Source organism: Absicoccus porci (assembly GCF_003725415.1).
Taxonomy (GTDB): domain Bacteria; phylum Bacillota_I; class Bacilli_A; order Erysipelotrichales; family Erysipelotrichaceae; genus Absicoccus; species Absicoccus porci.
The window spans coordinates 733,909-747,722 of the sequence record NZ_RJQC01000001.1 but is presented as its reverse complement, the minus strand read 5'-3'; the positions used below and the strand labels follow the sequence as shown (position 1 = coordinate 747,722).

The window sequence follows — 13,814 nt, the reverse complement described above, 5'->3', positions numbered from 1 at the left end:
GAACCGGAAAAATACTTTCTACCACAGGAAATGTATATTCCGGAAGGGGAATCATTTGATTGTGGTGTATGTGTTGGTAGTATCACTGAAAAAGCGGGAATCTCGCAATCCACTATTTCCAGTTATTTGGAAATGATGCGAAGAGCTGGCTTATTGGAATCGGGTCACTATGGAAAATGGACCTATTATCGAAGAAAGGAAGATTTCATCCAGCAGCTTGGTGACTACATCAAACAGGAATTGTGATGGCAGGGAATCGGCCCTGCTTATCTTTTGTTTCTTACATATCTACAATTAGCGAAATATAGTAGGATATACAATGGAATTTCATGGACCTATTATTCGACCAGGAACCGATGCAGATAGTGTTTTTATTGAGGTAACAGCTGGATGTACACATAATGGTTGTACTTTTTGTAATTTCTATAGAGATACACCTTTTTATGTTGCTCCTTTTGAACAAATTGAAAAAGATCTACAAGAAGCGAAACAAGCCTATCCAAATGCCAAAAAGGTATGGGCAAGTGGAGGAAAACCATTTGCGCTTAGCACTGAAAAACTAATTGCTTTAGGAAAGTTGATTTCTAAGTATTATCCAGATGCGATTGTATCTACGTATGCACGTATCGATGATATTTTTCAAAAAACAGTCGAAGACTTGAAGGCGATTCATGCTAGCGGTATTGATGATGTGATGATTGGAATCGATTCAGGGGATGATGCGGTTTTATCTTTTGTGAATAAAGGATATATAGCTAAAGATATTGTAACGGAATGTCAGAAATTAGATGAGGCTACGTTTCCTCATCGTATGATTTATTTAGGTAGATTGGCAGGAAAAGGAAACTTGTTCAAAGTGCTCGAAAAAGTGCACATATATTCAATCAGATTCATCCTTACTATATGATCATTACCAATGTAACCATTATGCCAGGAACCCAGCTTTATCAACAAAGAGAAAATGGTGAATTTGTCGAAAGTACGGAAAAAGAACGATTATTGGAAATTTGCGAATTGATTGCGCAATTAAAAAATCCAATCGTGGTTGATAGTGAAACATCTAGCAGTTCGGTTTTTTTGTTGCCCATCTTCCAAAAGAAAAGACTTCATTAATGGAAGCTTTGGATAGTTATATTCGACGTTTTTCCATACAAGATGAAGAACTATGGAAGGTAAGACGAGTCAATACACAATATATTTAAGAAAGGAGACATAAGAATGAACAACTGGTTTCAAAAACAGAATTAGGTGGTATTTCGGTACGTAATCATTTTGTTCGATCGGCCACTATGGAAGGTATGGCTACATCGGATGGACGTCCTACCAAAGCAATTGCAAAATTATATACAAATCTAGCAGATCATCATGTTGGTACAATTATCACGAGTTATACGTATATTACAGATTATGAACAACCCAATAAAAATCAATTGGGTATTTATTCGGATGCTTTGATTCCGGATTATCAGAAAGTAACAGAACAAGTCCATCAACATGGAGGGAAGATCGTGATGCAGATCGTTCATGGATCATCGCTTAGTCAGGGATATCCAAAAAAGGCATGTATTTTAGGGCCATCTGCTATTCCCAATCCAGATTCAGGTCTTGTTCCGCAAAAAATGACAATGGAAGATATTCATCAAGTAACAATGTTATTTGCGGATGCTGCCCAACGTGTCAAGAAAGCTGGGTTTGATGGGGTAGAAATACATGCGGCTCATGGCTACCTGTTATCGCAATTCATCTCACCACTATTCAATCATCGTAGAGATGCGTATGGTGGTTCGCTTGAAAATCGCTTTCGTTTCTTGGATGAAGTCTATCAAGCCATCCGTCAACGTGTAGGTGCGGATTATCCGGTATGGATCAAACTCAATTCATCCGATGAAGAACCAGGTGGATTATCAAATGATGATTTTATTTGGATGGGGAAACAATTAGTCCAACAAGGAATGAATGCGATTGAAGTGAATGGTAATAAATGGCAAATGCATCCTTTCAAAGAACATGCGTATTATTTTGATGTGGCTTCTAGATTACAGAAAGAGGTAAAAACGGATATTATCTTAACGGGTGGTTTACGCAATCGAGAGGATATAGAGAAGGCTACAAAAGCTGGTATCTCCTATTTTGGCTTTGCGAGACCATTTATTCAAAATATTGACTTTTTAAAGACATCGGAGAAATAATCATGAAACATATATATTAATTTTAGAAACAAGTCCTCGTATTCATGGTAATTCCAATATGTTAGCACAAGCATTTGCACGAGGTGCAACAGAAGTTGGTCACGAAGTAGAAACCATTTCTTTAGTGGGAAAAAAGATTGGTTTTTGTCTCGGATGTTGGGGCTGTTTAAAAACACATCGTTGTGTTATTCATGATGATGCCGATTGGATTGTACAGAAAATGAAAGATGCCGATGTTTTAGTGTTTGCCACACCTATTTATTACTATGAAATGAGTGGTCAAATGAAAGTCTTATTGGATCGCACCAATTGTTTATATACAGCAAATTATCATTTCAAAGACATTTATCTTTTGACAACAGCTGAAGCAACAGATCCTTCTACACCAAACAATGCGGTAAATGGTTTGAAAGGTTGGCTTCGTGTTTTTTCTAAAGCAAAACTGGTTGGTCATGTATTTGCAGGTGGCACAACGACGGATGGCAACATTGCCAATCATCCACAACTAGGGATTGCTTATCAAACGGGAAAGAATATATAGTTTAAAACTATGATAGACCTAGTTTTTTCGTATTATACAAAAAGAAATCGATAAAATATAATAATCCCAACAACAGGAGGATGTTATATGAGTCTACAAACACCATTTCGATACGATTATGTAGGAAGTTTCCTACGGCCAGAAAAACTAAAAGCGGCAAGAGCCCAATTTGATCAAGGGTTGCTGACATACGACAAATTAAAAGAAGTGGAGGACCAAGCCATTACAGATTTGATTACCAAAATTAAATCGCTTGGTTATCATGTGATCACCGATGGGGAATTTCGAAGAGCCACTTGGCATCTTGACTTCATGTGGGGATTTGATGGCATTGGCCATACGCCAACCAAAACTGGATTGCCATTTCATGATGAAGCAGCAATGATCGATGATACCTATTTAACCGGTAAAGTTGGTCTTTCTAAGAAACATCCATTTATAGATCATTTTAAGTTTGTAAAACAATTTGAAGATGAAAATACAATAGCTAAACAAACGATTCCGGCACCGGCACAATTTTTAGCTCAATTCACAATGCCTTTCAATCGAATCGCAACCGAAAAATACTATGATTCGGATACCGATTTGATATCCGATATAGTCGCTGCTTATGGAGCGTTCATTCAAGATCTTTATGATGCAGGATGTCGCAATCTTCAGTTGGACGATTGCACCTGGGGAATGATGGCAGATCATTCCGGCCATTTAGCATATGGCGTTTCACAAGAAGGGTTATTGGATATCCAAAAGACACATAAAGATATCAATAATCAAGTGATTGCGAATGCACCAAAAGATTTGATCATCAATACGCATGTGTGTCGAGGTAATTTCCATTCAACCTATGCCAATAGTGGTGCTTACGATCCTGTAGCCGATGTCTTATTTGGTCAGGAAAATGTGAACGCCTACTATTTGGAGTTTGATGATGAACGCTCTGGTGGCTTTGAGCCACTAGCAAAAGTATCCGATGATAAAAAAGTCGTATTGGGTTTAGTAACAACCAAGTCACCAAAACTTGAAAACAAAGAAGAAGTGATTGCACGTATTCATGAAGCCGAAAAATATGTTCCATTGAATCGTTTATATTTAAGTCCTCAATGTGGTTTTGCTTCTTGTGAGATTGGTAATAAACTAACCGAAGAGCAACAATGGTCAAAACTGAAATTGGTCAAAGAAATTGCCCAAGAGGTATGGCCAAAGAATGTCGAGTAAAATCGGCATTTTTTTGTTGAATAAATGATCATACTATGTATAATAGTAGCTAGCTACTTTTATAAGTAGTTAACTACATAACGGAGAAATATATGAAAAAGTATGTCATTAGGCCATCTATTAAAATGGTCAATACAGCCATCGAAAGACGAATCAACGAACAAAATGCGGTCTATCATTTGACCCAATCGCAAGGATTGGTGGTTATTTATTTAGCGGATCAAACAAACTATACGGCCACTCAAACAGAGATTATGGAATTGTTGGGCGTAGCACATACAACAACTCTCAATTTATTAAAGAGCATGGAACGGAAGGGAATGATCAAGATTCAAAAGAATCCACAGGATCGACGTGCCAATTTAGTGACGTTGATTTGGGGAGATCCTTCTATCTATGATCAATTAAATAAAAATGCCGAAGACAATGAAACAACCTTATTAAAAGGATTTACCAAAACCGAAATACAATGTTTTAAAGACTTTTTATCGCGAGCTTATGACAATTTAATGGAGGGTTGAAAGAGGTTATCGAGATGGTCCATCGAATGTTTCCTCAATTTGATTCCGATTCAAAGGGATCAAGACCATAAGTTGCGTACTTATGAGATTGCACAGCAAACGCTCGATATCCTGCAGCACAAACCGGTGAAAAAGAAACGTCGTACAAGTAAAAAGAAACCAACATCAAAAGATATCACCGCTTATCTTGATTTATAGAATTGCACCTTCTGAAGAAGTAGAAATACTTCTTCTTTTTTTTATGTATGTTGTCTTGCTTCATAATCAAAATAATATTTGCCCTTTTTTATTTAATATTAGAAAGAAGGTGTTTTCACTAAAAGCCCTCTTTAATTTCTTTTTGCCCTTTTTAATTTAACAAAAACAGTTCATGTTTCGATACAACTAATAAAGGAAGAAGATGTGCTCAAAATAAGCATTTTTTGATGATTTCGTACAACTATAAGGGGCTTTTGTGAAAATGACAAAGTCTAGATTGATCCAAAAAGTACAACTAAAAAGGGGAAACGTGATTTTAAAATGGATTGATTTTTTAATAATGAATAAACGCTACAAGCAGTAATGAGTCTACTCGTGGCTATTAAAGGAAAATTTCATTCAAAAAATAATTGCAATATGGAGCGTATTTGAAATATGTTTTGTGAGTCTAATGTCAAAAGGTTATAATTATTATAGAAATCTTGAAAGGATCATAGCCATTTAGTTATGCATCGTAGCATAGTTTAAGCCCGTGTCCTTGCCACTCAAAAAAGAAGAAGGTGAGATCATGCTATTAGAAGAAGAAAAGAAATGGATACTAAAGAATGTACCAAATGGTGAAAAAATCATCAATATGAAAAATCCAAATGATGTGATAGGCGCATTATGTGACTATTCTGTAGCAGCAATGACACGCGATGATGAACCTACTCAAAAAACATATGAGGCGGAAGCTATCATGGATCGGATTGCTAACGATGACGATGACTGGCCTAAATGGGATGGTGATAATTAAAATGCAAGAAGTAAATAAGTCGGATGAAATACCTGAATATGTTGAATGTCCATTGTATAAGAAAACAATTGGTATCGGTGCTTGTATAGACGTTCAAGAAGTAGCAGCGCGTCACATTAAAGAAAGAATACTACCTAATGAAATTCGAGAAATAATAGGCTTCAGATCTATATGTTTGAATTGTGAAAATAATCTAGACAAAAAGTATGAAAGATAATAAGAATTACTGATATTGGATTATTTTAATCTTGTTATTAACAAGTTGAAAATGGACGATCTGTTAACTCAGAAAATATAATGCAATTGATCGTCAATTTTCTAAATGGCTGGATGTTTATTATATGGAGGCAATGATATGGAAAACCAAAAAAAGAATATAAAACCCGAAGAAATATGGTCATATTATTTAGATGATAGCAAGATGCCATCACCAGAAGAAGTAGCAAATTTCCCTGATACAAAGGAACTCGACCGAAAAGTCGATGAGGAATGTAAGAAAATTGCAAAAGAATGTGGACTTTAAAAAAAACAGCCAACTAGGCGGAAAAAGAGTAATTAGTTACCGATATCATAAGGAAAGTCGAGTGATTACAATGCTAGATGAAAAAATCAAAGAATATGATAAAAGGTTTGGCGGTTTTCCGACCATGATATTTATAGGGTACGAAGATGATGAAATTATCAAAATTATAGACGATTGCCTAAAGCAAGAGAAAGATGTCTATGAGGCTGGATATCTTACTTTAGATGATGATATCGAATATTGATACTTACAAAGTCACATTGATTGCTACTGTTTTTGATATAAAAATCAACGTTCTAGTTCTATATATAATAGAAATTAGATATGAAGAGAAGTCACCATATCGACGTTCCTGAACCGTCTTCAGTTTTAGAAATTTTTATATAAGCCCCCTCTGTAATCCATAGAAAAGTTGTATGATTATTCTAAAAAGGTAAGGTCGTATATGGTAATCATAAAGAACGTTAAACAAACGAATAATATTGTCGAATTTGACTATTACCCAGAAGGCGATTTAAGGACCGTTATGAAGCCTTTTGGTATTGAATGTTGTAATCAGGAGTGACCAAGTATGTGCTAAAACATACAAGTAATAGATACTGGAATTCTCGTTTGGAATTAGTTCCAGATGTAAATAATGCACAGAATGTGACGAAATCATAATACGCAGATGACGTTTTAAAAGGGCAGGTGTTAAATTATGAGAGCAGACCATAACTTAAGAAAATTTTGTGGACATCCAGAGTGGTATACACATGAATTGGGGCATATGTTTATACCAACTGAAGAATGCCCAGATAATGCAAAAAAGGCCATGGATGAATATAATTCTTATACATTTCCGGAAGAGTACAAAAAAAGCAAAATGAAAAAGTACGATTGATATGGGTTTGTCAAGAAAAGTGTGTATTTAATATTTTATAGTCGATTTTGATAAGTTCTCGATCTTGTTTTTAAAATGATGTTTTATGCCGAGAAAACTTGTTTATAATGATCGACCCTAAGGTATGCTTAAAACGGCCAGCTGAAAATTGATTTTTTTGACTGGCCGTTTTTTCGGGTTCTTAGGGGCGGAGTCTCATTGTAAACAAGGAAATTGGAATATATATCATTTCAAGATTCAGTATTGAATGTACTTTTCGATACGATCCTTAAACTGATCGTTGACCAACAATTGATTCAATACCATCGACCAATTATNTGGAATATATATCATTTCAAGATTCAGTATTGAATGTACTTTTCGATACGATCCTTAAACTGATCGTTGACCAACAATTGATTCAATACCATCGACCAATTATTCAAATGTCCTTTGTCCCATTTTTTCTGTAGTTCCTTCACCCGTAAATAGAGCAGCTTGAATACAGCTTCATGATTTGGAAATGACCCTTTTTTCGTCACTTTTCGAAAGGAGGAATTTACCGATTCGATCGCATTTGTCGTATACATGACTTTTCGAACAGCAGATCCATAATCAAACAGCTGTTCTACATGAAGGAAATTCCTTTTCCATACTTCGATCGCTCCAGGATATTGTTTCCAGTTGTCGCAGAATGTGTCGAACGCAGTCTTAGCTGCTTTTAGTGAAGAGGCTCCATATACTTTTTTAAGATCGGCAGTGAATTTTTTGTAGTCCTTGGTTGGTACATATCGGATGGAGTTCCGAATCAGATGAACGATACATCTTTGTACGACAACTCCGGGGAAAATAGCTTTGGCACCCGATTCAAGACCGGATACGCCATCCATAGAAATGAAAAAGATATCTTCGACTCCTCGTGCCTTGATCTCATCAAATACCTGCATCCAGTAGTTCTTTGATTCCGTGGAATCCATCCACAAACCAAGAATTTCCTTTTGTCCCTGCAGGTCATACCCAAGAATCACATAAACGGCTTCTTCTTTGGCTTCATAATCGTTTCTGACAGAAACATACATACAGTCGACAAAAACAAATGGGTAACATTTTTTGAGCGGTCTGTTCTGCCATTCTTCCACTTCCGGAAGGATAGCATTGGTTATATCCGAGATCATATCATGGGATACTTTAAAACCATAAATATCCTCGATCGTTGATGAGATATCCCGTTGTGACATTCCACGTGCATACATGGATAATACCTTTCCTTCGANATCATATCATGTGATACTTTAAAACCATAAATATCCTCGATCGTTGATGAGATATCACGTTGTGACATTCCACGTGCATACATGGATAATACCTTTCCTTCGATATCGGAAACATCCTTTGATCGTTTGGGAACAATGACTGGTTCGAAGGATCCATTCCTGTCTCTTGGCGCATTGATTTCTACTTCTCCCATTGTGGTTTTTAAAGTTTTGGGATTGGAACCATTTCTTCTGTTCTTTGTAGATTTTGGCTCTTTTGAATTGGATTTATAACCAAGATGATTGTCCATTTCCCCCTGAAGCATGCCTTCAAACAATGGACCAAAGATTTCTTTGAGAGCATCCTGCATATCGGTTAATGAATCACAGTCATATTCTTTAAGGATTTCATTGGCAATCTTGACAGCGGCGGGATTTCTTTTAATTTTACTCATTTCATTCATTTTCCTTTTTCTCCTTCAACCATATCATGAGATAGGCATAATAAAAACTGTGTTCATTAGTTAGCCGTACGCATCTAACTAACTTACACAGTTTAGATTACACTCTCGCTTTCGCTGTTTCGACGATACTGTATATCGCTGCACTCGCTTTCGCTCCTTGTGGTCCTCCATTGAACAGCCAGTTTTTTCTGCCGACCGTGAATGGCCGTATAGCTCTTTCAGCTATGCTGTTGGTCATTGGTATATTTCCATCTTCCAGATATTTGATGAGTCCTGCTTTCTGGTTTAGAGCATAATGAAAAGCCTTTCCGCATTTTGATGACGCAAGTACTTTGTCCTTATTTGTTTCTATCCACGCAAAAAATTCTTCGACCATTGGCGCCTGTATCTCTTTCCGTTTCCTTTGTCTGGTCTCTGCATCAAGATCTTCTAATAATGCTTCTTCATGGAAGATCTTCTGCAGTTTCTCGATGGCCTGTTTTGGATAGGTGGCATTCATTGACTTCAGATCCTTTGGCAGGGCATCGGTGAAATATCTTCTCAGATGTGCCCAGCAGTAACAGTGTTCTACTCCGTTGATCTGATCATATCCTGCATACGCATCGGTGATCAATGATCCACTGAATCCTTCCAGGTATTCCTTTGCCTGGATACCTTTCCGGTTCGGCTGATAATCGAACAATCGTATCGGTGTCTTCGAATATTTATGCGTTGTATATACCCACATATATGACTTTGAAGTATTCTTCTTGTCTTTTTCTTTGAGCACCTGGACCGTTGTTTCATCCGCATGGATATACTTCTGATCAATCAATATGGAATGCATCCTGCGAATCAAAGGATATAGCCATTCTCTGGCAGCAATGACCATCCAGCTTGACATGGTGGCACGGCTCAATTCTGCTCCCAGGTGCTTCCATGTCTGCTCCTGCCGGTAAAGTGTCACTGCATTCACATACTTCTGTACCATGATATATGCCACACTGTCTGCGGATGCATAGCTGTGCGGTATCACATTGGCCGGTACTTCTGCTTTAATCATATGGGGCTTGCCATGTTTCCTGCAGTTTCTGCATTCATATGTCGTTCGATATACTTCGACCAGTTCCAGTTTTGGCGGTGTGAACTTCAATTCATTGCGTACGAACTCTTCACCGACACGGACCATCTCAGATCCACATTGTTCACAGTACCGGTCTTCTTTGGGGATATCCAGCAGTCGTTTGATCTTTGGCAGGTTCTTAAATTTTGCACTGATCTCGCCAGGCACTTTTTTATGTTTCTTCTTGCGTTTATAGGTGATATCCACATATCCGGGATTCTCTCCCAGTATCGTTTCGGCCTCATCAAATAAAGAAAGCTGCTCAAAACCAAGTGACCTTGCCGTCTCACTTTTGGTTCCGAACAGTTTTTTTCGGTAATATTCATTGGTTTCCTTCAATAAGAAATTTTCCTGTTGAAGCAGTTCAACCTGTTTCTTCAATTCATCATATACAGTCATCATATCTGCATATAACTGCTTTGTCTGAAGATATAATTCTTTGTAGTCTTGATCATTGATCTGGCCTGTTTTCATCATCTATATTATACCATAATATGCTTTATATATCGCGTTTTTGAGCGATTTATATCACACTTTTTGGACTGACTTTTTTGATGACCTTCGGCTGTTCGATCTCTAATCCTTCCAGCAGCCATCGAAGCTGCTGATGTGTAAGATCTTTGACTTCTTTCTGTTTTCTAGGCCATCTGAACCGTCCGTCTTCCAAACGTTTATACATCAAAAGAAAACCATCACCATCCCAATACAATGCCTTGATCCGATCATTCTTCCTTCCACAAAAAAGAAACAGACTGCTTGAAAACGGATCCAATTGAAATTCTTCCTGGACGATGGCGGAAAGACCATCAATTGACTTTCGCATATCGGTATGACCACAAGCTAAATAGATGTGATCGAGTTTGTTTAGATCTAACATTTTGATGCCGCTCTAAATAATTTGATCAGAAATTCTTCCGATACATCTTCTGACATTTCGATATCCACATTACCGATATGGATAGATATGGAATCAGTATGTGCAGCAGGCAATGAAGATACAGGTATTTCTTCAAAACAGGTATTTTTATTTTTTGATGACCAGTCAACTGGAAGATTTGAATTTTTCTTCGGGATATCTTCGATCGCCATCTTTCGAATCTTGGCCAGATAATAGTAATAGCTTTTTTCACTGATATTGTTCTGTTTACAAAATTCTGTATTTGTGAGACCACTGGCCCGGCACTTATGGATCACTTCAAGCCAGTATTCGATCTTCACCTGTTTCACAGGAGATAATTCAGCCTTCATATAATTTAGACTCCGATCTAGAATTTTTTAAAGTTCTTGGAGCAGCTCTAAAAACTCTAATTGAATTCACTAAAATTATCGGAGATTTATTGATGAATTGGAATCCACTGTTTTATCTGACGCTTACATTAAAGAGAACATTTAATAACATATAAAGGGAGAGTACAATGCCAAATAATAATCAAAGAGAAGAATTACATCGTGCTATATGGAGCATAGCTGATGATCTACGAGGAGCCGTAGATGGTTGGGATTTTAAAAATTATGTTCTTGGCACGATGTTTTATCGTTATATATCAGAAGATTTGACATATTATATCAATCAGGGCGAATGGGATGCAGGAAACACCGATTTTGATTATGCAAAAATGTCAGATGATGAAGCAGAAGAAGCACGAGAAGGACTGGTAAATGAAAAGGGATATTTTATCTTGCCAAGTGAACTTTTTTCCAATGTTTGTAGTCGTGCTGAAAAAGATGAAAACTTAAACGAAACATTAGAAAAAGTATTCCGACATATTGAAGAATCCGCATCTGGTACAGAATCAGAAGCTGATTTTTCTGGATTGTTTGATGATTTTGATGTTAATAGCAATAAATTGGGAAATACTGTTGCACAAAGAAACAAACGACTTGCTAAATTGCTGATTGGTATTCGCGATATGAAGCTGGGTTCTATCTCAGATCATGATATTGATGCGTTTGGAGATGCTTATGAATATTTGATGTCTATGTATGCGTCTAATGCAGGTAAGTCTGGAGGTGAGTTTTTCACACCTTCACAGGTTTCAGTACTTTTGACAAAATTGGGAACTGTAGGCAAAACATCTATCAATAAAGTTTACGAAATTAAGACTCGCTATTTAATACAATTTAATGTTGCATAACCCTTGAGGTGTCGGGGTGTCGTTTGAGGTGTCGGTCCCGTACCGGCTTATTTTTTTATACGGAGGTTTTATACATGCCAACAATTACAAAGAAGCAGCTGGAAGATTATAATAAACTGTGTGAAGATAGGACATACGGAAGAATACTTACACCGGATGGCTTGAGGATGATTTGCGAAGCTAACAAGTGTGAACCGGAAGTCATTGGGAAGCAGATGCTAGAGATATACGCAAAATTTAAAAGTGAAGGGGTGTTTTAGATGACAGATTACAAGTTTATAAAATTTTTGAAAGATAAGAAGATGGTTGATGCATATCAGTATTATGAAGCATGTAGTTATAAATTGTATTTGGCCCAATTGAGCCTATCGGCATTAAATAATGTTGTTGCAGATTATCAGAAAAAAGAAACAGATGTGGCAGAAGAATTTTATAGAGATGCAGCCACGAAAGGTAAAGGAACATATTCTGCGCATACCAATAGTGTTAATTATTTAGGAGTGGAAGCATCTCCCACAGTGATTATGGATAAGCTCACAATGGAGATATTGAGCTTATTGCATAATTTCTTTGACACGTTTGCTCAGTGGTTAAATGCAAGTCTATTTGCAGAAGATGGATTACCGATGGAGCGAGTATCGCTTACAAAGGTTGCAGGAAAGATGGCTTCTTTCCCTGAATATACAGGACAATTTATAACGGACGTAATTGCGCTGCCAACTAATCAGGAGTATCTCTATATTGCTGACTATAACAATACATTAAAGCATAGACGTCAGATATATGTTGAAAACAAGTTTGATATTTTAGCAGTCAAAGGGAGCGTTGCAGTACCAGAGTTTGAAAAAGACGGAAGACCGCATGTCAAAGAAAATGCGCTTGATTTGTTGAAAAAGAAAATAAATTTTTGCAGCAGTATCTTGGACGATTCCAAGACATACATAGAGACCTTTTTCGCCAATGTAGACAATCAACATGTTGCACATAGATTATATAACCCGAAAACTTATTTATTCTTTGGAAGCGAAGAGGATTATAAGGCTATGCGCTCCCCAGTTAATCATTATCACTATATAGAGGTGGATGCAGCCAATATTCAAGATTCATATCAAGTCCTTCTTGTCTGCGACCGAATGAACGGTTCGGAGGAGGAGAGCATTGAGGTATTCAATTCTCCGTATCCAATTATTATGCTTAGAGACTCTGCGTCCGAAAGAATTGTTGGGATAATGAAGCCAGACGATGGAGTGTCATTAAGCATTAAGGATGAAAAAGAAGTATATTATCGAAAATACACGCCACAAACCACTGGATATGAGCATGAAATGTTTATGGCTATCTGTCAGGATGAGCCATTCCACTATTATCCATTTTTATCAGATATGACTGGTGGATATGCTTTGCCTGAACATGATGAGAACGAACAAGATTCAAAATAGAGATTAGCAACTTCAAGTTGCTAGATGCAAATTCAGGTTTTCGATTTTTTCTTCCATAGCAAGTAAAATGTAATCAGAAAGAGAGGTGATTGATATGTTTGGTGAGAAGCTAAAAGCCAGAAGAGAAGAAAAAGGACTGTCCCAAGACGACGTGGCCGATTTCTTCGGTGAGAACTTTAGCCGTCAGGCTGTATCTAAATGGGAGCGTGACGGTGGTTATCCAGAAGTAGAGAAGCTACTCGTTCTGGCGGCTAAACTCGACATCTCACTCGATGCGCTTTTTGAAGACGAATTGAACTATTTGAAAAAGAAGCAACCAGATGATTTCTTGAAAAAATATCCGGGTTTACTTGCTGGACTTCAAGTATTTATCGACAACTTGGAAAAAATATAATTGCGGAGGTTATCCTATGGAAGAAAAAAGAAATGTGTTTAGTGATGAAGTAGCTATTAAAATTGTTGATAGTGTCAAGGAAATTATCCTTGAGCTAATAAAGAGGACGTTGCCTGCAAATCCTCAGATTGAACAGAAGTAAAAAACAGCCTCACTACTGGAGTAAAATCCAGTGGTGGGGC

21 protein-coding genes and 1 pseudogene are annotated in these 13,814 nt (G+C 37.1%); 17 read left to right on the top strand and 5 right to left on the bottom strand.

Going from position 1 to position 13,814, the window contains the following annotated elements; translation table 11 throughout:
* The first annotated feature begins 30 nt into the window (after positions 1–30).
* The 12 genes from EDX97_RS03770 (at position 31) to EDX97_RS03720 (ending at position 6,866) form a co-directional block, all read left to right on the top strand.
* Positions 31–246, top strand: a complete 216-nt coding sequence (locus tag EDX97_RS03770) for an ArsR/SmtB family transcription factor (protein ID WP_221175873.1) — start codon at positions 31–33, stop codon at positions 244–246.
* Positions 247–319: 73 nt separating this feature from the next.
* Positions 320–907: a radical SAM protein gene (locus tag EDX97_RS03765; protein ID WP_128519844.1), complete on the top strand. Its 588-nt coding sequence runs from the start codon at positions 320–322 to the stop codon at positions 905–907.
* Complete coding sequence (locus tag EDX97_RS03760; RefSeq protein ID WP_128519843.1) at positions 904–1,113, top strand: hypothetical protein; 210 nt, start codon at positions 904–906, stop codon at positions 1,111–1,113. The genes EDX97_RS03765 and EDX97_RS03760 overlap by 4 nt, the downstream gene beginning before the upstream one ends.
* 113 nt (positions 1,114–1,226) lie before the next feature.
* Positions 1,227–2,189 (top strand): NADH:flavin oxidoreductase, encoded by a 963-nt coding sequence (locus tag EDX97_RS03755; RefSeq protein ID WP_276330007.1) that lies wholly within the window; start codon positions 1,227–1,229, stop codon positions 2,187–2,189.
* Between the two features lie 13 nt (positions 2,190–2,202).
* Complete coding sequence (locus EDX97_RS03750; protein ID WP_276330006.1) at positions 2,203–2,730, top strand: flavodoxin family protein; 528 nt, start codon at positions 2,203–2,205, stop codon at positions 2,728–2,730.
* 87 nt (positions 2,731–2,817) lie between these two features.
* Positions 2,818–3,945 (top strand): 5-methyltetrahydropteroyltriglutamate--homocysteine S-methyltransferase, encoded by a 1,128-nt coding sequence (locus tag EDX97_RS03745; protein ID WP_128519840.1) that lies wholly within the window; start codon positions 2,818–2,820, stop codon positions 3,943–3,945.
* A gap of 92 nt (positions 3,946–4,037) precedes the next feature.
* The gene (locus EDX97_RS03740) at positions 4,038–4,466 is read left to right on the top strand and encodes a MarR family winged helix-turn-helix transcriptional regulator (protein WP_128519839.1); all 429 of its coding nucleotides are present in this window, start codon (positions 4,038–4,040) and stop codon (positions 4,464–4,466) included.
* 766 nt (positions 4,467–5,232) lie between these two features.
* Positions 5,233–5,460: a hypothetical protein gene (locus EDX97_RS03735; RefSeq protein WP_128519838.1), complete on the top strand. Its 228-nt coding sequence runs from the start codon at positions 5,233–5,235 to the stop codon at positions 5,458–5,460.
* A 1-nt stretch (position 5,461) separates the two neighbouring features.
* Entirely contained in the window at positions 5,462–5,677 is a 216-nt protein-coding gene (locus EDX97_RS03730) for a hypothetical protein (RefSeq protein ID WP_128519837.1), read from the top strand.
* Between the two features lie 138 nt (positions 5,678–5,815).
* Positions 5,816–5,983, top strand: coding sequence for a hypothetical protein (locus tag EDX97_RS11670; protein WP_183164254.1), 168 nt, complete (start codon positions 5,816–5,818; stop codon positions 5,981–5,983).
* A complete protein-coding gene (locus EDX97_RS03725) occupies positions 5,961–6,227 on the top strand; it encodes a hypothetical protein (protein ID WP_183164253.1) in 267 nt (88 codons plus the stop codon). The genes EDX97_RS11670 and EDX97_RS03725 overlap by 23 nt, the downstream gene beginning before the upstream one ends.
* 456 nt (positions 6,228–6,683) lie before the next feature.
* Positions 6,684–6,866 (top strand): hypothetical protein, encoded by a 183-nt coding sequence (locus EDX97_RS03720; protein WP_128519835.1) that lies wholly within the window; start codon positions 6,684–6,686, stop codon positions 6,864–6,866.
* A 341-nt stretch (positions 6,867–7,207) separates the two neighbouring features.
* Here EDX97_RS03720 and EDX97_RS03715 read toward each other — a convergent pair.
* From EDX97_RS03715 to tnpA, 5 genes and pseudogenes are all read right to left on the bottom strand, one after another.
* Positions 7,208–8,118: pseudogene (locus tag EDX97_RS03715) on the bottom strand (IS256 family transposase); the annotation flags it as partial.
* A 1-nt stretch (position 8,119) separates the two neighbouring features.
* Positions 8,120–8,553 (bottom strand): transposase (locus EDX97_RS12205; protein ID WP_420884683.1); only part of this gene is annotated, 434 nt, incomplete at its 3' end.
* A 106-nt stretch (positions 8,554–8,659) separates the two neighbouring features.
* Positions 8,660–10,138: an IS66 family transposase gene (gene tnpC, locus EDX97_RS03710; RefSeq protein WP_183164251.1), complete on the bottom strand. Its 1,479-nt coding sequence runs from the start codon at positions 10,136–10,138 to the stop codon at positions 8,660–8,662.
* A gap of 49 nt (positions 10,139–10,187) precedes the next feature.
* Positions 10,188–10,541, bottom strand: coding sequence for an IS66 family insertion sequence element accessory protein TnpB (tnpB, locus tag EDX97_RS03705; protein WP_128519833.1), 354 nt, complete (start codon positions 10,539–10,541; stop codon positions 10,188–10,190).
* Positions 10,535–10,912 (bottom strand): IS66 family insertion sequence element accessory protein TnpA, encoded by a 378-nt coding sequence (tnpA, locus tag EDX97_RS03700; protein WP_128519832.1) that lies wholly within the window; start codon positions 10,910–10,912, stop codon positions 10,535–10,537. The genes tnpB and tnpA overlap by 7 nt, the downstream gene beginning before the upstream one ends.
* A 167-nt stretch (positions 10,913–11,079) precedes the next feature.
* Here tnpA and EDX97_RS03695 point away from each other — a divergent pair, with 167 nt between their 5' ends.
* The 5 genes from EDX97_RS03695 to EDX97_RS12095 all read left to right on the top strand — a co-directional run bounded on the left by EDX97_RS03695 (position 11,080) and on the right by EDX97_RS12095 (position 13,774).
* Positions 11,080–11,799 (top strand): type I restriction-modification system subunit M, encoded by a 720-nt coding sequence (locus EDX97_RS03695; protein WP_128519831.1) that lies wholly within the window; start codon positions 11,080–11,082, stop codon positions 11,797–11,799.
* Between the two features lie 74 nt (positions 11,800–11,873).
* The gene (locus tag EDX97_RS03690; protein WP_128519830.1) at positions 11,874–12,059 is read left to right on the top strand and encodes a cytochrome C; all 186 of its coding nucleotides are present in this window, start codon (positions 11,874–11,876) and stop codon (positions 12,057–12,059) included.
* Entirely contained in the window at positions 12,060–13,238 is a 1,179-nt protein-coding gene (locus EDX97_RS03685; RefSeq protein WP_128519829.1) for a hypothetical protein, read from the top strand.
* A gap of 94 nt (positions 13,239–13,332) precedes the next feature.
* On the top strand, positions 13,333–13,632 hold the full coding sequence (locus EDX97_RS03680; RefSeq protein ID WP_128519828.1) for a helix-turn-helix domain-containing protein: 300 nt from the start codon (positions 13,333–13,335) through the stop codon (positions 13,630–13,632).
* Between the two features lie 16 nt (positions 13,633–13,648).
* Positions 13,649–13,774, top strand: a complete 126-nt coding sequence (locus tag EDX97_RS12095; RefSeq protein ID WP_276330005.1) for a hypothetical protein — start codon at positions 13,649–13,651, stop codon at positions 13,772–13,774.
* The last annotated feature ends 40 nt before the right edge of the window (positions 13,775–13,814 follow it).